The sequence below is a fragment of the Clostridioides sp. ZZV14-6154 genome (assembly GCF_020657785.1).
Taxonomy (GTDB): Bacteria; Bacillota; Clostridia; order Peptostreptococcales; family Peptostreptococcaceae; genus Clostridioides.
Map to the genome: position 1 here is coordinate 1 of NZ_JAGWCY010000018.1, position 23,576 is coordinate 23,576.

Sequence of the window (23,576 nt, forward strand, 5' to 3'; positions counted from 1 at the left end):
AAATGGTAATCATAAGGGTTAGGAACTAGCCTAATAGCTTGGAGATACTGATAACAATAGTTATCTTGACCAAGAAGCCACCACTTCAAACATTACCGTAGGTAGTTAAGTGGATGGTAGTTCACGAGAAAAGATTGAAGATAATCCTTCAAATCCTAAAATACTTATAACAGTCAAAGGGCTTGGATATAAGCTTGTGAATAGAGTTGATTAGACTGAATTCTAGTAGTTGTTTTTTAGGCACCCATTTATGAGTGCCTATTAATATATTTATACTTTAGTAAAATATTTATAGTCTCAAATATAACAAATACAAGAGATACTGAAATATTAAAAATAATTAATAATTAGTATTGTCAATAAACATAATATCTCCTAATAGTATAGGAATTTATATCAATTGTTTTTCTATATTAAATACCTTGTCAATCCAACCTTTATAAAACTTTTCTTCGTGAGAAACCAAAATAATACTTCCTTTAAATTGTTTCAAAGCATTTTGTAAAGCATCTTTTGTTTCTGCATCAAAGTGGTTAGTTGGTTCGTCTAAAATCAAGAAATTACAAGAGGATAGAATCATACAACATAATTTAACTTTAGACTGTTCACCTCCACTTAGAGTGGAAACACTTCTTGAAACATGTTCTTCTTTTACACCACACTTGGCTAAAGAGCGTCTGATTTCTTTTGTACTTAATTTTGGATACTTATCTGCCATTATTTGAAGTGGTGTTTTAGTAGGATTTTCCCATTTTAAATCCTGTTCATAATAACCAATTTTTATCTGCTCTGAGAAGATGAAGTTTCCAGAAATACAAGGAATATCTTTAACCAATGTTTTTAGCAAAGTGGATTTACCAATTCCATTGAATCCAGTTATAACTATTTTTTGACCTGTATTAACAGAAAAATTTAATTTTGGAAGTAATGGATAATAGTATCCAACTTCAAGATTAGTTACTGTAAGTGCGTTTTGTACAGACATTTCAATTTCTGCAAATTGGATACACGGTTTTCCTGTAAAGTTAGGAGGAGCTATTCTTTCTATTCTATCCAATTGTTTCTGTCTTCCTCTTGCAATTTTTGAATTTACACCAGCTTTATTTTTACGTATAAATGTTTCTTCTTTTTCTATTTTCTTTTGTTGTGCTTGATATTTTCTAATATAATCCTCCCTTAAGTGTGATTTTTGTTTAAGAAATTCTGAGTACTTTCCATGATACTTTTTAATCATTCCAAATTCTATATCGAGAATACCTGTGGAGATTTTTTCTAGAAAGTCAAAATCATGTGAGACTACAATAAATGCACCTCTAAATGTATTTAGATAATTGGCAAGCCATTCAACATGTTCTTTGTCTAAAAAATTTGTTGGTTCATCTAATAATAAAACTTCATAATTAGAAAGTAATAATTTTGCCATAATTACTTTTGCTCTTTGACCTCCACTAAGTTCCCCAATAATACGATTCATTCCTATTGAATCTAGTCCAAGACCATTTGCTACCCTATTTATTTCATTGTCTATAGAGTAGAAATCACTTGCTATTAATTGCTCTTGATAAGTTGATGCCTTAATAAGTTGTTGCTCATTTCCAGATATAGCACTTTCCAGATATAGCAAATTCATTTCTTTTTCTATTGTATAGAGGTCTTCAAATGCAGTGTGCAAATACAGAGATATTGTTGTATCTCTATTAATATCTGCATATTGGTCCAGATGACCTATTTTAATATTAGGTTGCCACTTAATCTCTCCTGTATCAGGGATAACTTCTCCTAATAAAATTTTAATTAAGGTGCTTTTACCTACACCATTTTGGCCAACCACACCTATATGTTCGCCTTTGAATAAATCAAAGTCAGCTTTTTCGTACAGTGATTTATCCATAAAACATTGTGATAAATTATTTACTTTTAATAAACTCATAATTCAAACTCCTTTTTTACTATAAAAATTTTATGAAAATAAAAAAAGCAGAGGAATAGCATTATAAAATGCCGACCTCTGCTTTTGGAAAAACAAAAGGCCATAGATAAGCATTGCTATCTATGGCCGTAAAATCTATATATCTATCGGCAAATAGGTAAATTTAAATAAGCATAGTTAAAAAACTACACTAAACCTATATTTGCCGATGAAGATAGAAGCTTTAAGCTTCCAGATTAACCTCTACACAACGCTTCATCGTATACATTTGTGTAGAGTTAAGTTTTCTAACAAGTTTAACTAATTTTATATAAATCATAATTGTTCACATCCTAATCTCAATATTAATTCATTTATATTTAAATTGTACTATTGTACTTTTGATTTTTTCTTATTTAATTTAATACATATATCACTAATTATAGCTTAAATCATGGTATCATAATACTTAATCATAGTCAATATAAAAGATATTTTTACATGACAACTTTTATAATACAATAGGTTTAAATTATAGCAATTCTCCATATTTTTTTACAAAGATTTTTTTTAACATAGTTACTAATACCATATAAGATAGTAAAAATCAACCCTATAAAGTAGATATTTGGAAGTGAAATCATACCAATAGCATTTCCAAATGATGTATAAGGTATAATAGTCCCAATTGTAATTCCGATTGTTGTTAAAAGTGTTAGTTTCCATGAATATCAAGAGTGCATTCTAGGATTACTTTATCTTGAGTCAAAGTTCCTGTTTTGTCAGTGCATAGTATATTCATAAAATATTGCAACTTATAAAATCAAAGGTGTAGTATTGTTGAACTTTCAATGGTATGCTAAGATATTTATATAATTATAATAAATAAAAATATATAATGACTATATAAATTTATACATTCAGAGTAACCACTAAAAATATATGTTTATTTATTCTTAGATAAACATATATTTTTTTAGTATTAAGTGTAATGATAAGTTTATGCATGATATAAATCTAAGTAATTTATTATTAGAATGATTATAAATAATTTGAGAGAAGATTTTATATGAGGGGGGGGCTAAAGTTTGTGTCAATTAAGAGACTGATTTTCATCATATTTTTAATTAATTGTATGATATTTATGTGTTTTCCAATACAATCACTTGCAAAGACAGAAAGTCGTGTTATAAAAGTAGGTTTTTTTGATTTTGAAGGATATCATGATTATGATAAAAATGGAAATAGAAATGGGTATGGATATGAATATCTTCATGAGATTGCAAAGTATACTGGTTGGACATATGAATATGTATCTGGTACATGGGAAGAGTGTCAAACTATGTTAGAAAATGGACAGATTGATTTACTTACTTCTGCACAATATACAAAAGAACGTGCCAAAAAATTTGATTTTTCAGAAGTACCTATGGGAAGTAGTTATGCACGACTTACAGTAAAAAGCGGAAACTCAAAGTATACACCAAATGATTATAAAAATTTTAATGGAATAAAGGTTGGACTACTTTATGGAAATAGTAGAAATGAACATTTAAAGAAATTTGCAAATGAAAAAGGATTTAATTACACATCTAAATATTTTAAAAATCAGGAAGAATTGGAAAATGCATTAAAAAGTGAAAAAGTAGATGCAATATTAACTAGTAGTTTGAGAAAAGTCAAAAACGAAAACGTAATTGCGCAATTTTCTCCATCTCCATTTTATTGTATTGTAAAAAAAGGCAATAATGAACTGTTACAAGAGGTAAATGAAGCTTTAGAAGATATTGAAATGGATAATCCGGCATATAAGTTTAATTTATATAGTAAGTACTATCAGTCTAGTAATAAAGATACATCTATTCTTTCTAGGGAAGAAAGAGATTACTTAAAAAGAAATAATAATATACGTGTAGTAAGTATGCCAAACTCCTATCCATTATCATATTTAGATACAGGTGGACTTAAAGGTATTGTACCAGATATATTTAATTTAATTGTAAAAGATCTTGGATTAAGTATAGATTATGTAAAAGCTAATTCATATAAAGAATCGATTGATATGGTAAAAGAGGGGAAGGCAGATGTTATATGTTTTTTTAATTCAGATTATGGATGGGCAGAGCAGAATGGAATTAAGATTACATCTCCTTATATGACATTGAACTATAGCATGATAACTAAAAATTACAAAAATACTAAATTTGATAATATAGCTGTTGCTGAGAGCGATACATTCAATGATGAGTATCTCAAAGAACACTATAAAGGTATCAACATTCAAAGATATAAATCTGAAGAAAAAGCTATAAATGCAGTGAAAAGTGGAGATGCAGATGCTGCATTTGTAAATACATATTCTGCTGAAGACTATATACAAAAAGATTATAATAATTTAAAAGCAATTCTAGTTAATGATTATAAAACTAATATATCTTTAGGTGTTGGAAAAAATATAAATCCAACATTATATTCCATTTTGGATAAGAGAATAAATGCACTTAATAAAGATGAGTATTCAGAAATTATTGCAAAGCATACAATTTTTCAAGACTATAAAATTAGTTTATCACAGTATATTCATCAGCATCCAGTTCAAACAGTTTTAATTTCTTTTTGTTTCTTTTTAGTTATAATAGCAGTACTTTCTTATGTTATTGCAATCAACAAAAGACATTCCACTCATATTTTTAATTTGGCATTTAAAGATATAGAGAATGGAGTTTGGAATTACAATGGATTTGAAGAACAAGCACCACGAGTTCTAGAAAAGCATAGAGAAAAATTTTATGCATTAATTGCTTTTGATATATCTAAGTTTGCTATCATAAATGAAAATTATGGTAGAGATTCTGGAGATATGATTATAAAAGAAATTGCATCAGTTTTGAATAGAGTTATTGGAGACAGGGCATTAATAGCTCATGTAAAAGCGGACCATTTTCTTTTACTTTTACCTTATGATTTAAAAAAAGATTTGGAATTAACTCTTATTGATATAAGTAAAAGTACTTCATACTTTGAAGTTAAGGGGCTTGGCATTAAAGTAAAGGCAAACTTTGGAGTATATATTATCAAAGATGAAGACATTGTTATTACAAAAGCTATTGATTATGCTGAAATTGCTAGAAGAAAAGCAAAAAGAAGTAATTCATCTATTATATATTTTGATGAATCTCTCAGAGAAAGTCTTAACAAAGAAAAAGAGATTGTTGATAGAATAGATTATGCATTAGAACATAATGAATTTCAGGTTTATTATCAACCTAAGTTTGATATGAGAACAAATAACATTATTGGTGCAGAAGCACTTGTTAGGTGGAATCATAAAGAACTTGGATTTATGATTCCAGGAGAATTTATTCCTATACTTGAAAAGAGTGGTGGAATTATAGATGTTGATTTTTTTGTGTTAGAAGAAGTATGTAAGTTGACAAGGTTTTGGATAGATTCTGGAGTTAAACCCATTTCAATCTCTGTAAATCAATCAAGAGTACATTTTCAGAAAAAAGATTATATAAATAGATTACAAAATTTGCTTGCTAAATATGATATACCTAAAAGTGTAATTGAACTTGAGATAACTGAAAGTCTATTTGAAAATGATAGTATGTCAAATGATATGATAAATGAGATTAAGGAGCTTGGTTTTTTAATTTCTGTTGACGATTTTGGTTCTGGATATTCTTCATTACATCTTCTAAATCAAGTTTCTGTAGATATTCTTAAAATAGATAAATCTCTCTTAGATAATTCTGAAGGAAAAGGTAAAGTAGGTAAGATTATTAGTAAAGTAGTTGAGATGGCAAATGACTTGGGATTAGAGGTAATTTGTGAGGGGGTTGAGAGGATAGAACAAGCAGAATTTTTAATGAGTATTGATTGTTATTATGCACAAGGTTATTTGTATGCAAAGCCTATGCCAAAAGATATATTTCTTAAAAACGTAGATAAATTTAAAGGTATATAAAAGAATATATATAATATATGTATGTAGAGAAATACATCTAATATTAATTACTAAGTAATGATTGTAATTTTATAAATATATAAATTATAATCATTACTTTTTTTATAAACTAAAAAAGTTTGTTACTATAAAATAATAATTTGAAGCGTATTAGCTTTACACTTAGAAAATTGAGTTGATATACAATAAAAATACTAACATTAATTTAGTTTAAATATTTTAAGCGTATTATGTATGTTATATTTAATTAGTTTAAAAATTTAATGATAAGTACTAATTTTCATTAAATTTTATTGAAATAATTTAAATTATTTACTTATTTTAAATTATTAGCTAAAATTATATTAAATAAGTAAGGAGGTGAATAGATATAGACGAGATAGATTTAAAAATAATTAATTCTCTAAAAAAGAACAGTAGAGCCTCAACTTCTGAAATAAGTAGACAAGTTAATCTATCAATACCAGCAGTTTCAGAGCGTATAAAGAAAATTGAACAGTCAAATATAATTCAAAAGTATACTATTCAAATCAATCGAGAAAAAACAAAATATAAACTTTTAGCTTTCATATTTATCAATACAGATTTATCTAAAAGTATAGAAGAGTTTAAGAAGACTATATTGGAGTATGACACTGTATTAGAATGTCATCACATTTCAGGAGAATATGATTATTTAATAAAAGTATTAGCAGAGGATACAAATGAACTTGAAGAATTTATATCAATAACTTTGAAAAAAATCAGAGGAATCCAGAAAGCTAATACAACCATTGTTTTATCAACAATTAAAGAGGAAATTAATACAATCAAAGATATTTTTTAGATGAGCATAGACTTAAATGGTGATTATATTAATACCTACTTTATTACATATTTTTAGGAGGAAAATACAATATGAAAGTTTTAGTTTTTTTAGCAAAAGGTTTTGAAACTATGGAATTTAGCGTATTTGTAGATGTTATGGGATGGGCTAGAAATGATTATGATTACGATATAGATGTAGTAACTGGTGGATTTAAAAAGCAAGTTGTAAGCACATTTAATGTTCCAGTATTAGTTGACAAAACAATAGATGAAATATGTGTAGATGATTATGATGCTTTAGCTATTCCTGGAGGATTTGAAGAGTTTGGATTTTATGATGAAGCATATGATACATCTTTTTTAAACTTAATAAGAGAGTTTGATACAAAGGAAAAGATAATTGCTACTATTTGTGTAGCAGCTTTACCTGTTGGTAAAAGCGGTGTTTTAAAAAATCGTAAAGCTACTACATATCATTTAAAAGATGGTCAAAGACAAAAACAGTTAAGTGAATTTGATGTAAATGTAGTCAATGAGCCAATTGTTGTAGATAGAAATATTATAACTTCATATTGTCCAGAAACCGCACCACATGTAGCTTTTAAGCTTTTAGAAATGTTGACATCTAAGGAACATATGGAAGTTGTAAAATTAGCTATGGGATTTAAATTATAATAAATTAAAGTTTATTTAAGTAATCAGAACCCCAATCACACATAACATCTAAAATAGGAATAATGCTTTTTCCAAAATCGGATAATGAATATTCCACTTTTGGAGGTACAACAGGATAAACAACTCTTATAATAAAACCATCTGTTTCTAATTCACGTAATTGTTGAGTTAGCATTTTAGGAGTTGCTTTAGTAATTAATTTTCTAAGTTCATTAAATCTTAATGTGGTATCTTTAAGATGCCAAAGGATAAGTGTTTTATATTTACCACCAATCAATGCAAGTGTTGCTTCTATAGGACAACTGTAATTACTTGAACATTTTTTCATTTTTTTAGACCTCTCAATATATTTTGAAGTACCCTTTTTGGTACTATGTTACAAAAAAGTGCATTATTGTAATATATAATTATAGTGATAAGATTATAGCATAGGTTAAATAAATCATCAACTTAGCCCAATAAAATGATAGGGGGGAAATAAATGAATTTTGTTGAAATCGCCAAAAAAAGATATTCTTGTCGTAATTATCAGGATAAAAAGGTTGAAAAAGAAAAACTAGATAAAATTTTAGAAGTTGCTAGGATAGCTCCAACAGGGGGTAATCGTCAGCCTCAAAGATTAATTGTAATACAAGAAAAAAAGGGTCTTAATAAAGTTTCTAAGGCTGCAAATATATATGATGCACCATTAGCAATTATCGTATGTGGAGATAAGGATAAAGTTTGGACAAGACCTTTTGATGGTAAACAACTTACAGATATTGATACAAGTATAATCACCGACCACATGATGTTACAAGCAACTGAACTTGGGTTAGCGAGTGTATGGGTATGTTATTTTAATCCAGATGTAATTAAAGAAGAATTTAATTTGTCAGATAATCTTGAACCAGTAAACATATTACTAATAGGATATGAGGCTGGAACACCAGAAAGCCCAAATAGACATGATAAAACTCGTCTTCTTTTAAATGAAATTGTTTCTTATGAAACTCTTTAGATATAAAAGTAAGTTATCTATATGAGATGTATAATGAGTTATTTTTTTAAATAAAGTTTTAGAAAAAGTTAATGCTTATATAAAATTAATTTTAGTGAAGTATATGTCTGATTGAACAATGATGTATACTTCACTATTTTAATTACTTAGAATACCTACTAATACTTTGAATATCCACTAAACTTAAATTTTCATTATATTAATAAAAATACATCGATATTAATTAAAATACATCAATTAAATCAATTTTCGAGTCTGGAAAAGCACTTAAAATATAATCTTTTATATCGCTTAGGTGGTCATAAATTTGTTTTTCAGAAACTCCATCAGGCCCATATACAAAGTATAGAATATTTTTAGTTTCTTTTGTAATCTGTGTACGATTATCTGGTCCATTAAGAATACTAGATAGTATACCGAGGTTATCCGATAAAAATAAATCGTCTCTTGTTAGAGTTTGCTCTCTTTCTCCTATACCATAAAAATGTTCATTTTCATTTGCTAAATCTATTTTTAAAGGTGATTCTATTTTATCAAGGTCATGTCCTGCTGTTAGAAGAAGATTTTTTAATTCTGCTAAAAACATTGCTTGAATAGGTAGACTTACATTTGGAATACCTTTTGATTTTAGTAAAAGGGATTCTAGTTGAAGTAATACAGGATAAGTTTTCTTAAATTTTTTATAATACTTTATGTAGTTGGAAAGAGGTTCTGTTTTAATCTTTTCTTTACGATTGTATTCAGGATTTTGTGCAATAATATTTTCAATTTCAGAGTTTCTAAGAAGTAAAAAATTTTCTTCATTAGGTGTTGAATAGGTCATATTTACAATCATAACTCCAAATTTAATATTGGGATAAATTTCTTTTACTCTACTTGATATTTCTAACATAATTTAGACTCCTTTTTATTTTTTGTTTTATGGTATAATCTTAGCAAGTAAAAAGTGGATTTTGTAGTTCCATTTTTATAGTAATTTTATAGAACCACTTTTGGAGGTATTAAAATATGGATTACAATTAATAGAAATAGTGACATATCATTATCAAGACAAATTTATGATTTATCCTGTACAGCAATATGCAATTGAGAGTAAAGTAGAATATGACCATGAAGTTGTCCTAGGATATGCTCATCTTATTTTTGATGAAATTGAACAGGGAGTAAGAATACTTAGCAAAATAATACATACAAATCAAGATGTATAGGGAATGTTTTTACAATAGCTTATTTTTAGGTATGTATTTTACTTTAGTTTTTTTACAACTCACATATTCATTTATACTACATACTTCTAATTGTATTGTGTGGACAAATTACTTATTGTATTCTGAAATCATCAATTAAGGAAGGTAGATGAAATGGATGAATAAGATAATAGAAGTAATTAATTTGCAAAAAAGCTATGATGCTTTTAAAGCTGTGAAAGGGATTGATTTTTATGTAGAGGAAGGTAATTTGTTTGCATTACTGGGAGCTAATGGTGCTGGAAAATCTACAACAATTGATATTCTTTGTACATTATTGAATTATGATAGTGGAGAAGTGATTATAGATGGGCATAAGTTAGGTGTAGAGGATAATAAGATTAAAGAAAAAATTGGAGTAGTATTTCAAGAAAGTATACTAGACCCACTCTTGACAGTAAGAGAGAATCTTACAATTCGTGCAAAATTTTATATTAAGAATAAAGATAAAGTAAGACAAATTGTGCATGAATCTGCTTTATCTGTAGGAACTATGGAATTTATAGATAGACCATATGGTAAATTGTCTGGAGGTCAAAAGCGTAGGGCTGATATAGCAAGAGCTCTTTTAAATACTCCTAAAATACTGTTTCTAGATGAGCCTACAACAGGGCTTGACCCGGAAGCTAGAAAATGTGTATGGGATACTATATTAAAATTACAAAAACAATATGGTTTTTCTATAGTTCTTACAACCCATTATATGGAGGAGGCTTCAAAAGCTGATTATATTGTAATGCTTGATTATGGTGTTATAACAGCAAAAGGTTCACCTCATGAACTAAAATATAAATACAAAGCAAATAATTTAGATGATGTATTTTTGAATATAGTTAGAAATAGAGGTGAAAAAAATGTTTAATATAGCACAAAGAAATATAATGATTTTTTTAAGAAATAAAAGAGGCGTATTTTCATCTTTTTTAGGTGCAATAATTGTAATCGCTATATATATTATTTTTTTAGGAGAAAATTTGAAGGAAGGTTATCCAAATATTAAAGACATAGATATATTAATGAATAGTTGGGCAATGGCAGGAATTATTTCTGTTGTTTCTGTAACTACAACAATGGGTTCATTTGGAGTTACAGTATTAGATAAGGAATTAAAAAGAACCAAAGATTTTTATTGTTCGTCTGTTAAGACGAGAGAGCTGGTGGGAGGATATATTTTAAGTTCATATTTAATTGGTGTAATTATGAGTATATTTACATTTATACTTGCAGAGATATATATTGTATTAAGTGGGGGACAATTTTTACCTATGCTTTCTATTATAAAGGTCATTGGTGTAATATTATTAACAGTTTTATCATCTAGTGCAATGATATTTTTTATTGTAAATTTGTTAAATAGCATAGATACATTTGCAACTGCTTCTACGATTATAGGTACTCTTATTGGATTCTTGACAGGAATTTATATACCTATTGGAAGCTTACCTCAAGCAGTACAAACCATTATAAAGTTATTTCCAATTTCACATGGGACTGTATTACTTAGACAAATTATTACGGAGTCTCCATCAAAAGTAACATTTGTGGATTCAACAAATGTATTGACTGTATTTAATGAACATATGGGAGTAACATTTGGTGGTATTGGCAGTTTGCATGAAACTTCAATTCATATTATGTTTCTAGTTATTTCTGCAATAGTCTTTTATTTTGTTACTATACTTATGGTATCAAGAAAAGAAAGCTAGAAATTAATAGTAGGAAAATACAGTATAGTCTTTTTATAGAAATCAAAAGAAAGGATGTGTTAGAGTGAAAGTAGTAATTGAAACTCCATTAGATGGAGAAGAGGATGAAATTATCATAAGATGCAGAAATCTTGATGATGAAATGCTTAAATTGATTTTTAACATCAGGATGCAAAGAGAGTCTCTTATAGCATATAAAAATGAACAACTCTATCGTATCAATCCTTTAGATGTTTATTACTTCGAATCTGTAGATAATCATACTTATCTTTATTGTAAAAATGATGTTTATGAGTTTAAGAAGAAGCTTTATCAGATTGAGGAAATTTTTTTTAATAGTGATTTTCTTAGAATATCCAAGTCTGTAATATTAAATCTTACAAAAATAGACTCAATTGTACCAGCGTTTAATGGTAGATTTGAAGTAATACTAGATAATGGTGAAAAGACAATTATTTCACGTCAATATGTACCAATATTGAAGAAAAAACTAAGGATATAAAGGAGTTGATTGAATATGAATTTAATAAATATACTAAAGAATGTAGTTCGTTATTTTTGTATGATAACTACAGGAGTTTTAATATCTGTTTTTACTTCTTGTCTATTATTTAGCCCTGACGAGACATTTAGTATAAGTATTTTCCAACAGATTTTATTAATTGCATTGGTAACATCTCTATCCACATTAATTTTTTATTCAAAACGAGAACTAGGTAGAAAAGAGTTACTAATTCGTCAAGTAATTCATATGATTTTTCTGTTTGTTTTTGTTATGTGGTTTTCATTTAAAAGTAATTGGATTGATAGTGGGCATATTTTTCAAGCTCTGTTTATAGCACTATCTATATTTATTATCTATCTTTGTATAACACTTGCTACTTGTAAAAGAGATAAGAAAGAATCTATTTTATTAAATAAAGGTCTGAAAGAATATAGGAAAAATAAAATTAATAAATGATAGCTAAAGTAATTCAACAAATTGTAAATTTATTATTAATTAAGTTTTTATACAAGTCATTTATTTAAGATAGCAATTTATATTAAGAAGAAAATTCTTGTATGAGTTATAATACTTAAAAGGAGATGATGAGGTTGAAAACAAATACAGATGTGATTATGGAAATCATTGATTATATAGAAGAACATCTTACAGAAAATCTAAATCTAGATAAAATAGCTGATGTTGCTAGTTATTCAAAATATCATTTACACAGAATGTTTACAAATATTGTGGGATGTACTATACATCAATACATTAAAAGAAGGAGACTTACTGAAGCAGCTAGACAACTTGTATTTACAGATAAATACATTATAGATATAGCTCTTACAGTTGGATATGCTACACACCAGTCTTTCACATTAGCATTTAAAACTTTATATAAAGAATCTCCACAAATATATAGAAGTAAAGATGAATTTTATCCTATTCAACAAAGATTTGTTTTAAATTCAAATCATCAAATCCAAAATGTAGAGTGTATTTCTTATACAAGTATTAATTATGAACGAAGAAGAGATGAAATCAATTCTTATCTCAACTTTAATATTAATTGTGAGGTGAAAGTAGCATGAATTTAGTACCACATGTGATTGAACAGACAGGTCAAGGTGAAAGGTCTTATGATATATATTCAAAACTATTAAAAGATAGAATTATATTTATAGGGGAAGAAATTAATGATGCTATTGCAAGTTTGGTAGTAGCTCAATTACTATTCTTAGAATCAGAAGACCCAGATGCAGATATAACTATATATATAAATAGCCCAGGAGGGGTTGTAACATCAGGGTTTGCTATATACGATACTATGAACTATGTCAGATGTGATGTATCAACTATTTGTATTGGTATGGCTGCAAGTATGAGCGCCTTTTTACTTGCTGGAGGTACAAAAGGAAAAAGATATGCCCTACCTAATGCAGAGATTATGATACATCAACCTATGGGTGGTGTTAAAGGGCAAGCAACAGATGTAAAAATAGCAGTAGATAATATATTGAGAAAAAAGGAAAAATTAGATAGAATTCTTTCTGAGAATACTGGAAAATCAATAGAAGATATTAGAATAGATACAGATAGAGATAATTTTATGTCTGCACTGGAAGCTAAAGAATACGGATTAATTGATTGTATAATGGAGAAAAGAGAGTAGAGTACTCTTTTAAAAGCTTAATATATAGTATATAACTAATATTAAAATAATCATGTTTAAATAAACATGGTTATTTTTTGTTTAAAAAAGAAGTTTTTAAAATGGCAAGTAAATGATTAATAAATAGTAATTTTACATACAAGTTTAGATATTTTCTAGAGATATTAACCAATGTGGTTGTAATGGTATTATAACTTATAGACCACACTGGTTAAGCTGAGTAGAAAATATTAATTTTTTTAATCAACTAATAATAAACCAAAGTGATTTTGAATTTCTCCCTTTTCTCGCAAAGTATTTATTTCAAGTCCATTTGACCTTACTGTAGCAAAAACATCAATACCACATGCTTCCATTGATGGAGCAGTCTTGTTAGGAAAACTACAAGTATCAGGATTACATTTGGCACACTTTGTACAAGGACCACTTCCAAAAGCAATTGCTTTATAGTATCCATCTAAAAAAAGTTCTCTTGCTATTTCAACAGCTAGAGGAGTAACAATACTCATTTTGTGACATCGAAATAAAATAGCTTTTCTGTAACAATCTATTATTGCTTGTGTCTGTTGATAAGTTGGAGTGTTGGGCGGACAACAATGACTATGACCATATGTATTACAACCAAACTGACACTTATAAATTGTCCATGCCGCTGTGACAATCGTTTTAGGGTCTATTGAAACTGCAATATCAGCTCCACTGGATTTTAACATTTCAAAGTATTTTTTCATAATTTACCTCCTACCAAAAATAGTTTAATTTTTTATATTGTATGAATGATTAAATTTTACATATTCTTATACTTATGGTAACGCAAAAATACATATCAATCAAATCGAAGTATTTAAATTATGAATTCAATAAAAATGAACTATAAATATACATGATAAATAAACTTACCTACTGATTTTTTGTCGTTAAAAATTTTCTAACTTTCAATAACAAAATAAGAGGAAATACCATATATTACTTATGTCTGTAATATATAAAAGACAAAGGAGTTGTACATTATGATTACAATAAGTTTGTGCATGATTGTTAAAAATGAGGAAGAAGTTATAGGCAGATGTTTAGAGTGTGTAAAGGATATAGTAGATGAAATTATAGTTGTAGATACTGGTTCTACAGATTCCACAAAAGAAATAGTTTCAAAATATACGGACATGGTGTACGATTTCGAATGGATAGATGATTTCTCTGTTGCGAGAAATTTTTCATTTTCTAAAGCTTCTAAAGACTATATAATGTGGCTTGATGCAGATGACATAATTTTAGAAGATGATAGAAAAGAATTATCAAAAGTTAAGGAAAATTTAGATACTTCTATTGATATGGTCATGGCAAAATATAATGTATCATTTGATGAAAACGGAAAACCAACTTTATCATATTATAGAGAACGCTTATTTAAGAGAAGTTCTAATTATAAATGGGTTGACCCTATTCATGAAGTAATACCTCTTGTTGGAGAAATATTTTATTCTGACATTGCAATATCACATAAAAAACTTCACAGACAGGACCCTTTAAGAAATCTCAGAATTTTTGAAAAAATGATTTCAGAAGGTAGGATATTGGAGCCAAGACATCAGTTTTATTACTCAAGAGAATTGTATTACAATGCAAGGTATAAAGACGCTATAGAAGGTTTTACTAAGTTTTTAGACTCTTCAAAAGGGTGGATTGAGGACTGTATAAGTGCTTGCAGAGATTTAGCCACATGCTATTACTTAATTAATGATGAAAAAAGTGCCTTATATTCTTTATTTAGAAGCTTTGAATTTGATGAGCCAAGAGCAGAAGTTTGCTGTGATATAGGAAAGCACTTGTTTGATAGACAAAGATATAAAGAAGCTATTTTTTGGTATAAGGTAGCGTTAACTAGAGATAAAAATGACATTAATGGAGGATTTAAGTCAAATGATTGTTATGGATACTTGCCGTGTATACAATTAAGTGTATGCTATGACAAACTAGGAGAAATGGATAAAGCCATATCTTATCATGAAAAAGCAAAAGAAATCAAACCTAACGATAGTGCTATTTTATACAATGAAAATTATTTTAGTAAATATAAAAGTTATTAATAAGTCACAATAATACTAATTTTGACATATTATGTAGAGAGCATGAAAGCTCAAATATATTAGGAGGTGCTTTAAGTAATGAGTAAAAATAAATATTTTGGCCCATTTGATGGTAATAACCATGATAACAATTATGGTGATTGCAATAGCGGTTGCGATAGTTGTAATAGTTGTGACTGTCATCATGGTTGCCCACCATCATGTATAGGTCCAACAGGTCCAATGGGTCCCAGAGGTAGAACAGGTCCCACAGGCCCAACAGGTACAACCGGACCAATGGGTCCAACAGGAACAATAGGAAACACAGGAGTAACAGGAAACACAGGAGCAACAGGGTTAATAGGCCCAACAGGAGCAACAGGTTCAGCAGGCCCAACAGGAGCAACAGGAGCAACAGGATTTGGAGTAACAGGTCCAACAGGAGCAACAGGAGATACAGGAGCAGATGGAGTAACAGGTCCAACAGGCCCAACAGGCCCAACAGGAGTAACAGGAGCAAATGGAATAACAGGTCCAACCGGGATAACAGGAGCAACAGGATTTGGAGTAACAGGTCCAACAGGTCCAACAGGAGCAACAGGAGTAGGAGCAACAGGAGCAACAGGTCTAATAGGTCCAACAGGAGCAACAGGAACACCTGGAACAACAGGCCCAACAGGCCCAACAGGTCCAACAGGAGCAAATGGATTGATAGGCCCAACAGGAGCAACAGGAAATACAGGGGCAGATGGAGCAACAGGTCCAACAGGCCCAACAGGAGCAACAGGAGATACAGGAGCAGATGGATTGGCAGGCCCAACAGGTCCAATAGGTCCAATAGGAACACCTGGAGCAACAGGTCCAACAGGAAATACAGGAGCAACAGGGGTAGGAATAACAGGAGCAACAGGAGCGACAGGAGCAACAGGTCCAACAGGAGCAGATGGATTAGTAGGTCCAACAGGAGCAACAGGAAACACAGGAGCAGATGGAGTACCAGGTCCAACAGGTCCAACAGGAGCAACAGGAAACACAGGAGCAGATGGAGCAACAGGCCCAACAGGAGCAACAGGAAACACAGGAGCAGATGGAGTACCAGGTCCAACAGGAGCAACAGGAAATACAGGAGCAGATGGAGCAACAGGAGTAACAGGTCCAACAGGGGCAACAGGAAATACAGGAGCAGATGGAGCGACAGGCCCAACAGGAGCAACAGGTCCAACAGGAGCAGATGGATTAGTAGGTCCAACAGGAGCAACAGGATTAGCTGGGGCAACAGGAGCAACTGGAACAACAGGAATAGCAGGAGCTAGTGCAATAATACCTTTTTCATCAGGTATACCACTATCACTTACAACTATAGCTGGTGGATTAATAGGAACACCAGGATTTGTTGGTTTTGGTAGTTCAGCTCCAGGTGTAAGTATAGTTGGTGGAACAATAGATCTTACAAACCCAGCAGGAACATTGACTAACTTTGCATTTTCAATGCCAAGAGCTGGAACAATAACATCTATTTCAGCATATTTTAGTACAACATTAGCACTTTCACTTATTGGTTCAACAGTTACAATTACAGCTACACTTTACCAATCAACTACACCAAATAATACATTTACAGCTGTACCAGGAGCAACAGTTACACTAGCTCCACCACTTACAGGGTTATTGTCAGTAGGAACAATTTCCACTGGAATAGCAACAGGATTAAGCATACCAGCAACAGCAGAAACTCGTTTCCTATTAGTATTTACTGCATCAGCTTCAGGTCTTTCATTAGTTAATACTGTAGCAGGATATGCAAGTGCAGGAATTTCAATTAGTTAGATTAAATAATTGAAATAAATAGACTTTCAGCATCTAATTTAGATGCTGGAAGTTTTTTATTTTGATATCAATTGATAAAGTATAATATAGAGTACTGGTATATAATATAAAATAATAACATGAAATTAGAGATAGAATTGTCTAGGGGGATATTATGAAAACTAAAATTGAAGAATTAATGAACCGTTTTGTAAAAGATTACAATAAGTCAAATAATGTAAATTCAAAATGGCAAGAACTTTTATTTGCCTATGCATCTGCTGAAGATGAAATGTTTTATCAGTTAAAAAAAGTTATAGGAACATCTCATGCTATGCCAAAAGATTTCTTGAAAGATGGTAAGACTATAATTACATATTTTATACCCTTTGATAAAAACATAAATGATAGTAATATTGGAGGGCTTGAATGTTCAGAAAGTTGGGCAAGAGCTTATATAGAAACTAATAAATTGATTTCTGACTTGAATACTTTTTTATGTGAAGAGCTAGGAAACATGGGGTTTGACTCCTACGCTATTCCTGGGTCATATAATTTTGATAATGATAAATTGATTAGTGATTGGTCACAAAGACATGTAGCATTCATAGCAGGTCTTGGAACTTTTGGTCTAAATAATATGCTTATTACAGAAAAAGGATGTTGTGGAAGGGTAGGAAGTATAATCACAAGTTTAAAATTAGAACCAACTAAAAGACCAGAAAAGGAATACTGCTTGTATAAACATAATAACAGTTGTAAAAAGTGTGTAAGTAAATGTGTGAAAGAAGCTTTAAAAGAAGATGGGTTTGATAGAAATAAGTGTTATGAAATGTGCATGATAAATGAGAAAAAATATTCTTATATAGGTGGATGTGATATCTGTGGAAAATGTATAGTTGGAGTTCCATGTTCAGTAATAAACCCATCAATGTAAAAAGTTTCTGTTAATTAACAATTCTAATTTGATATGTAATAAACTACAAATATAAATAAAAAATAAAGAAATTATGTTGATTGACAACTATTTGTGCTATTGATAGACTTATATGTATTGCTGTGGTATAAGGAGGGGTGAGACTTTATGCTTGATTTAATCTTTATTTTTGCATAGCAAGGGCTATTGCAACTATAAAATTTAATATACAGATAGCCCTTTGCTATTCCTAATAAAAAATTACTGTTTAATAGGAGAGCAAAATGAGCTATAAAAAAGCAATACATGTATTACCAGAAGAATTACTTGAATTGATACAAGAATATGTGGATGGAGAATGTATTTATATTCCCAGAAAATCAAACAATAAAAGAGAATGGGGAAGTAATACATCTACTCGTGAAGATTTAACAATTAGAAATATGCAAATTTATGAAGATTATCAAGTTGGTCATGATTTGCAATATTTATCAGAAAAATATTATCTGTCTTTGAAGAGTATTCAAAGAATTATATTACAAGAAAAAAGAAAAGATATTTAAATGTAAGCCAGTATAGTTATATAACTATACTGGCTTATTTTCTTTTGTTAAAAATGTTTAAGGTATAGTTTTTTTTTAGTGGATGATATAATTTAATTAATTTCAGAAGCTTATATAATAATAAAATCCAGAGGTAGTGTCTATATTAAGAGAAAATAATTTGTTATATAAGTATATAATTGAAATTAAAATTTATTAAAAATTAGGAGGTACTATTTTGAAAAAAATGCTTGATTATATTCCACCTTTTCACAACTTTCTATTTTAGCAATATTATAGAAAGGAAATTGTATTTATGCAAAAAATTACTTGGGAGATTGAGTATAAATCCCAATTGCCAGTAATTAGGTACTGCAAAAAATGTAGAAAAAAGACTGAATATATTTGTTCAGATTTATTTAGAGTGAATGCTCAACATAAGTATTTAGATATTTGGTTAATATATAAATGCTCAAATTGTGATTCCACATGGAATTCAACCATATATTCTCGTATTAATCCAAAAAACTTAAATCCAGAAATATTAGAACAATTTTATACGAATGATTATAATCTTGTTAAACAATATGCTATGAATGTTGAGCTTTTACATAGAAATGGGGCGGAAGTTGGCATCCCAGAATATAAAATAGTAGGTCAAGATATTTGTATTGATGACCTTACACAAGTTCATATTGCAAGTAAGTATCCATGTCAATTAAAGGTATCTACATTATTACGTGAGAAGCTTGGCTTATCTCGAAAGGTCTTTGAAGACATGCTAGACTGTGGGATGATAAAAAGTATATCTGGAGTTGACTTAAGGAGAAGTAAATTAAATTATGAGATTGTGTTACAAATTGGAAAGAGTAAACAAGAATATTTAAATCAGTTAGACTAGCTGGTTTAATATGTTTTATGTAACATCATTTTAAATAAGTATAGCAACTTTAAAAATACAAAGAAGCTATACTTATTTATGTATAATAGCATTATCTTTTTTCTAGATTTTCTAATATCTCGTAGTAGTGTGTTGTAGCTAGTGCACTTGGCTTACCTTTTTTACAGAAAGATAACTTGGATAGCTTTGGGACTACACGTTCAACAACAATCTGATTATCTGACATTTTAGATTCAAGTATCTTTAATGCTTCTAGAAATCTCTTATCCTTCTTTGCACGATTATAAAATGATAAAACATAAACATAAAGAAATAGATTGTAATTGCAGAAAGGATATTCAACTTGCATGAATAATGTACCAATTCCATAGTGGCAAGGTCCGATTGGTTTTCTAATTGTCCAATGTTCAAGTAAAAAATCTACAGCCTTATCAAGTTTTGATTCTTTATTTAAATAGTCGCTAAAACGGAATGCATCTAATATATTAAGTGTTGGAAGTGGGTTTGAGTACTCAGTTTCTGGACCTCTACCAAAACTGAACTTATTGCAACGCCAACCACCATCAGTATACTGAGTATCTAAAAAGTATTGAAACGTCTTTTGGATTCTAACATCTGAAGCATATCCCATGTGGCAAAGTGCATTGGTTGCATTAGCTGTATGGCAGGGATAAATACCTCCTTTTGGATATAATTTAAAACGCCCATCTTCTCTCCATGTGCTAAATATCAAGTCAGCGCATTCTTTAAGTAAAGTATCAGTAGGTTTCATACCCAATTCCAATAGATAAAGTACACTATCTAGTGTGGTGAAAGGTGAACCTTTCATTAAACGTTTGTCAGGTGTAGCCCAATAGTCTGCACCATTATCATATCTGTGTGACAATATCTCTTCTATATCTGATAAATATTGCTTTTCTACGTTCATTTTTTAACTCCATTTCATATTAGATTCTAACTAAATTTATCAAAAAATTTATTATAATAGTATTGATGCTTATAATTGATTTACTTTATTCAAAATTGCATCTATAGCTGTATCAGGAACAACTGCTAAGTCTTCTGCATTAAAATAATAAATTATATTAGAGTCAAATAATATATTTGAATTTGGTGGAAATTCATCATCTCCAAGCCAAAGTATAAATATCATAGAAGTATTACCTATGTATGTAAACTTATAAGCTAGGTCCCCCATTTTTATTTTTTCAGCTCCAATATTCTCCATGACTAATTTATATTTATCTATTTGAGATGTAAAGATTTCTGAAAGTCTTGCTAGAGTTCTATTTAGAAAGTTAGGATAATAAACATTACCTCCAGGAACTTCTTTAAAAGTTATATATTTATTTGTAAGAGGTATACCTTTAGCATTACACAAATACCTAAGCATTAGAATCTTAAGTTCGAAATTTTTACAGAGACTTCCATTACTATTCCAAACTTCTCCACTTGGATAATCAACCGTATACTGTCTACCAAAAAAATCAATATTAAATTTGCTTGAATCACTATTAAAGTCAATATTACTTAAATTACTAATTGTATGAGGGTCTAATTCTTTGAGTTTTTTTCGTGCATAATCAAATGGAACATTATAATTACTTGTTTTAATATTTTTATCCATAATATTTTCCTCCGATTTAAAGACCTAAGTATATATTTGTAAAAGATTTTCTTATTATTGATTTTATTATATATCTAGAATATTACAATATCAAATTAATAAATAAATTTTGTTATTTAAAGGAATCTATGTAAAATAAATATTAAGCGTTTAAAATATAAAATTTTTATGTTTGAAGTGTTAAAATGATTTTGTTGTAAAATATTAATTAATCGTTGTAAGTTATAATATAATAGTATGAGATTTTATATAAATTTATAAAGATATAATTAAATATATAAATTAAAGTGTAATTAAACATGTAATGGAGGTGTTAGTGTGTCTAAGATACTAGTAGTAGATGATGAATTAGATATGTTAAAGTTAATTGAAAATATATTAAAGAGAGATGGGCATGAAGTAAAGGTAATTAGTGATGTAGAAAATATTCTTGATATTGACTATAATCCTTTTAATCTAATAATATTAGATGTAATGATGCCTAAAATGGATGGTTTTGAAGTATGTAAAAATATAAGAAATAAGGTTGATTGCCCAATATTGTTTTTGACAGCTAAAAATATGGAAAGTGATGTTATGTATGGTCTTGGTATAGGGGCTGATGATTATATTACAAAGCCTTTTGGTGTAGGTGAGTTAAGAGCCAGAATAAATGCTCATTTGAGAAGAGAAAATAGAGAGAAAAAAAATTCATTAACTATATCAAATGTTCAATTTAATTTTTTGGGAAAAGAAATTTCTGTTGATAATAATAAGATAAATTTTACTAAGAGTGAGTATCTAATATGTGAATTTCTAGCAAAAAATAAGGGACAAGTCTTTTCAAAAGAAAGAATATATGAGCATGTATATGGATTTGATGGAGAAAGTGATATAAGTGTTATTACAGAACACATAAAAAATATACGAAGCAAGTTTAAATCTTATGATATTTATACAATAGAGACTGTATGGGGGATAGGATATAAGTGGGTATAATACTCAGTGCAAATACTGTATATATCTACAAAATGTTTGTAAAATATTAATCTATATATTAAAATTTAATTTATAGATTAATATTTTTTGTAAATGACAAAATTGTAAGGTATTTTGTTATAAAATATTAATATTAGTAGTGTATACTAATAATATGGTGTTTAATATAAATCTTGAGCAAAGGATGGTTTTTCTAATGGATAAACTAAAAAATATTAGGAAGAGCTTACTACAGTATACATTTTTATTTTTACTAATAGGTATAACAATTTACTTGGTATTTAAAACATTAGATATTAAGATGTTATCAAATGTTATAACTATGGTAGATAAAAAGTTTTTATTTGTAGGGGCTCTGGCAATAATGTCTCACATAATGCTTGAAGGATTAGTAATGAAGATAATTATAGAAAGTACTCACAAAGTCAATATTAGATTTATTGGTTTCAAGCTAGCCATTATGGGATTTTATTATAATCTAATAACTCCATTTGCTTCAGGAAGCCAACCAGTACAGATATATGTACTTAAAAAATGCAAAATGCCACTTAGTAAAGCAAGTGCAGTTGTTACAAATAAGTCTATTATTTTTCAAATAGTAGTTACTGTTTATTGCACAATATTAGTATTAATGAATCTAGCTATGCTAGAAAAACAAATGAAAGTAATCATGCCCTTAGTGTTTCTAGGAATAGCAATTAATTCATTTGTTTTAATTATGATAATTTTAGTTATTTTAAATCCTCAAAAAATAAAATATTTTATGAGAGTTTCAATAAAGTATTTAGCAAAAATTAAGTTTTTAAGATTCCTAGAGAGTAAAGTAGACTCTATAGAAAATTTTATAGATGATTATAGTAAAGCAATAAGTTTTTTTGCTAAAAATAAAAAAGTATTAATTTTAACTATTATAGTGACTTTTATTCAATTAAGTGCTTACTTTAGTGTTTCTTTTTGGATATATAAAGCATTTAATTTACAAGGTTATAGCTATATTTATATATTAACACTACAAGCTTTTTTATATATGGCAATATCACCAATACCAACACCTGGTAATGTAGGAGCTAATGAATTAGCATTTTTCACTATATTTAAATCAGTATTCCCTCAACCTCTAATGGGTTATGCAGTATTTTTATATGGTGGATTTATGTACTATTTGATTCTGATTGGAAGTGGTATCTTTACTGTAATCACTCACTATAGAATGAAAAATAGAATTGGTAGAAATGCCGTTTTAAGTGAAAATTAGATAAATCTAAAT

General features: G+C 28.8%; 24 protein-coding genes and 1 pseudogene. 19 read left to right on the plus strand and 6 right to left on the minus strand.

The window, feature by feature from the left end; all coding sequences use genetic code 11:
* Window positions 1–124 precede the first annotated feature (124 nt).
* Window positions 125–214: pseudogene (locus KGF45_RS18755) on the plus strand (DNA-binding response regulator); the annotation flags it as partial.
* Window positions 215–391: 177 nt separating this feature from the next.
* Here KGF45_RS18755 and KGF45_RS18760 read toward each other — a convergent pair.
* Window positions 392–1,930, minus strand: coding sequence for an ABC-F family ATP-binding cassette domain-containing protein (locus KGF45_RS18760; protein ID WP_227843030.1), 1,539 nt, complete (start codon window positions 1,928–1,930; stop codon window positions 392–394).
* A 1,069-nt stretch (window positions 1,931–2,999) separates the two neighbouring features.
* On the opposite strand from KGF45_RS18760, the gene KGF45_RS18765 reads away from it, so the two are divergent.
* The 3 genes from KGF45_RS18765 to KGF45_RS18775 all read left to right on the plus strand — a co-directional run bounded on the left by KGF45_RS18765 (window position 3,000) and on the right by KGF45_RS18775 (window position 7,361).
* Window positions 3,000–5,879 (plus strand): EAL domain-containing protein, encoded by a 2,880-nt coding sequence (locus KGF45_RS18765; protein WP_227843031.1) that lies wholly within the window; start codon window positions 3,000–3,002, stop codon window positions 5,877–5,879.
* 379 nt (window positions 5,880–6,258) lie between these two features.
* Window positions 6,259–6,705 carry an Lrp/AsnC family transcriptional regulator gene (locus KGF45_RS18770; RefSeq protein ID WP_413894831.1) on the plus strand — a complete coding sequence of 149 codons (447 nt, stop codon included), beginning with the start codon at window positions 6,259–6,261 and terminating at the stop codon, window positions 6,703–6,705.
* Between the two features lie 71 nt (window positions 6,706–6,776).
* Complete coding sequence (locus KGF45_RS18775; RefSeq protein WP_227830351.1) at window positions 6,777–7,361, plus strand: DJ-1/PfpI family protein; 585 nt, start codon at window positions 6,777–6,779, stop codon at window positions 7,359–7,361.
* 4 nt (window positions 7,362–7,365) lie between these two features.
* On the opposite strand, the gene KGF45_RS18780 is transcribed toward KGF45_RS18775, so the two are convergent.
* Complete coding sequence (locus tag KGF45_RS18780; RefSeq protein WP_227830352.1) at window positions 7,366–7,689, minus strand: winged helix-turn-helix transcriptional regulator; 324 nt, start codon at window positions 7,687–7,689, stop codon at window positions 7,366–7,368.
* Window positions 7,690–7,842: 153 nt separating this feature from the next.
* Between KGF45_RS18780 and KGF45_RS18785 the strand changes: the two genes are divergently transcribed.
* On the plus strand, window positions 7,843–8,361 hold the full coding sequence (locus tag KGF45_RS18785) for a nitroreductase family protein (RefSeq protein WP_227843032.1): 519 nt from the start codon (window positions 7,843–7,845) through the stop codon (window positions 8,359–8,361).
* 223 nt (window positions 8,362–8,584) lie between these two features.
* On the opposite strand, the gene KGF45_RS18790 is transcribed toward KGF45_RS18785, so the two are convergent.
* The gene (locus tag KGF45_RS18790) at window positions 8,585–9,253 is read right to left on the minus strand and encodes a phenylalanine--tRNA ligase beta subunit-related protein (protein ID WP_227843033.1); all 669 of its coding nucleotides are present in this window, start codon (window positions 9,251–9,253) and stop codon (window positions 8,585–8,587) included.
* Window positions 9,254–9,353: 100 nt separating this feature from the next.
* Between KGF45_RS18790 and KGF45_RS18795 the strand changes: the two genes are divergently transcribed.
* The 7 genes from KGF45_RS18795 to clpP all read left to right on the plus strand — a co-directional run bounded on the left by KGF45_RS18795 (window position 9,354) and on the right by clpP (window position 13,473).
* A complete protein-coding gene (locus KGF45_RS18795; RefSeq protein WP_227843034.1) occupies window positions 9,354–9,569 on the plus strand; it encodes a hypothetical protein in 216 nt (71 codons plus the stop codon).
* 148 nt (window positions 9,570–9,717) lie between these two features.
* Window positions 9,718–10,470, plus strand: coding sequence for an ATP-binding cassette domain-containing protein (locus KGF45_RS18800; protein WP_227843035.1), 753 nt, complete (start codon window positions 9,718–9,720; stop codon window positions 10,468–10,470).
* The gene (locus KGF45_RS18805; protein ID WP_227843036.1) at window positions 10,463–11,314 is read left to right on the plus strand and encodes an ABC transporter permease; all 852 of its coding nucleotides are present in this window, start codon (window positions 10,463–10,465) and stop codon (window positions 11,312–11,314) included. The genes KGF45_RS18800 and KGF45_RS18805 overlap by 8 nt, the downstream gene beginning before the upstream one ends.
* 64 nt (window positions 11,315–11,378) lie before the next feature.
* A complete protein-coding gene (locus KGF45_RS18810; RefSeq protein WP_227830358.1) occupies window positions 11,379–11,816 on the plus strand; it encodes a LytTR family DNA-binding domain-containing protein in 438 nt (145 codons plus the stop codon).
* Between the two features lie 15 nt (window positions 11,817–11,831).
* A complete protein-coding gene (locus tag KGF45_RS18815; RefSeq protein ID WP_227843037.1) occupies window positions 11,832–12,275 on the plus strand; it encodes a DUF3021 family protein in 444 nt (147 codons plus the stop codon).
* A 128-nt stretch (window positions 12,276–12,403) separates the two neighbouring features.
* Complete coding sequence (locus tag KGF45_RS18820) at window positions 12,404–12,892, plus strand: helix-turn-helix domain-containing protein (protein ID WP_227830370.1); 489 nt, start codon at window positions 12,404–12,406, stop codon at window positions 12,890–12,892.
* Window positions 12,889–13,473, plus strand: a complete 585-nt coding sequence (clpP, locus tag KGF45_RS18825) for an ATP-dependent Clp endopeptidase proteolytic subunit ClpP (RefSeq protein ID WP_227830360.1) — start codon at window positions 12,889–12,891, stop codon at window positions 13,471–13,473. The genes KGF45_RS18820 and clpP overlap by 4 nt, the downstream gene beginning before the upstream one ends.
* 239 nt (window positions 13,474–13,712) lie before the next feature.
* Here the strand turns inward: clpP and KGF45_RS18830 are convergent, their stop codons facing one another.
* On the minus strand, window positions 13,713–14,204 hold the full coding sequence (locus KGF45_RS18830) for a DUF2284 domain-containing protein (protein ID WP_227830361.1): 492 nt from the start codon (window positions 14,202–14,204) through the stop codon (window positions 13,713–13,715).
* 279 nt (window positions 14,205–14,483) lie between these two features.
* Between KGF45_RS18830 and KGF45_RS18835 the strand changes: the two genes are divergently transcribed.
* The 5 genes from KGF45_RS18835 (at window position 14,484) to KGF45_RS18855 (ending at window position 19,704) form a co-directional block, all read left to right on the plus strand.
* Window positions 14,484–15,560, plus strand: a complete 1,077-nt coding sequence (locus tag KGF45_RS18835) for a glycosyltransferase (protein WP_227830362.1) — start codon at window positions 14,484–14,486, stop codon at window positions 15,558–15,560.
* A 78-nt stretch (window positions 15,561–15,638) separates the two neighbouring features.
* Window positions 15,639–17,366 carry an exosporium glycoprotein BclB-related protein gene (locus KGF45_RS18840; RefSeq protein ID WP_227843038.1) on the plus strand — a complete coding sequence of 576 codons (1,728 nt, stop codon included), beginning with the start codon at window positions 15,639–15,641 and terminating at the stop codon, window positions 17,364–17,366.
* A 154-nt stretch (window positions 17,367–17,520) separates the two neighbouring features.
* Entirely contained in the window at window positions 17,521–18,282 is a 762-nt protein-coding gene (locus KGF45_RS18845; RefSeq protein ID WP_227843039.1) for an epoxyqueuosine reductase, read from the plus strand.
* Window positions 18,283–18,545: 263 nt separating this feature from the next.
* Window positions 18,546–18,824 carry a CD3324 family protein gene (locus KGF45_RS18850; protein ID WP_227830365.1) on the plus strand — a complete coding sequence of 93 codons (279 nt, stop codon included), beginning with the start codon at window positions 18,546–18,548 and terminating at the stop codon, window positions 18,822–18,824.
* A gap of 295 nt (window positions 18,825–19,119) precedes the next feature.
* Complete coding sequence (locus KGF45_RS18855) at window positions 19,120–19,704, plus strand: DUF1062 domain-containing protein (RefSeq protein ID WP_227843040.1); 585 nt, start codon at window positions 19,120–19,122, stop codon at window positions 19,702–19,704.
* Between the two features lie 91 nt (window positions 19,705–19,795).
* Here KGF45_RS18855 and KGF45_RS18860 read toward each other — a convergent pair whose 3' ends face one another.
* Window positions 19,796–20,632, minus strand: a complete 837-nt coding sequence (locus KGF45_RS18860) for a prenyltransferase (RefSeq protein ID WP_227843041.1) — start codon at window positions 20,630–20,632, stop codon at window positions 19,796–19,798.
* A 69-nt stretch (window positions 20,633–20,701) separates the two neighbouring features.
* On the minus strand, window positions 20,702–21,331 hold the full coding sequence (locus KGF45_RS18865; protein WP_227840954.1) for a DUF3786 domain-containing protein: 630 nt from the start codon (window positions 21,329–21,331) through the stop codon (window positions 20,702–20,704).
* A 318-nt stretch (window positions 21,332–21,649) separates the two neighbouring features.
* On the opposite strand from KGF45_RS18865, the gene KGF45_RS18870 reads away from it, so the two are divergent.
* Window positions 21,650–22,309, plus strand: a complete 660-nt coding sequence (locus KGF45_RS18870; RefSeq protein WP_227828260.1) for a response regulator transcription factor — start codon at window positions 21,650–21,652, stop codon at window positions 22,307–22,309.
* Window positions 22,310–22,505: 196 nt separating this feature from the next.
* Window positions 22,506–23,564 carry a lysylphosphatidylglycerol synthase transmembrane domain-containing protein gene (locus KGF45_RS18875; protein ID WP_227828261.1) on the plus strand — a complete coding sequence of 353 codons (1,059 nt, stop codon included), beginning with the start codon at window positions 22,506–22,508 and terminating at the stop codon, window positions 23,562–23,564.
* Window positions 23,565–23,576 lie beyond the last annotated feature (12 nt).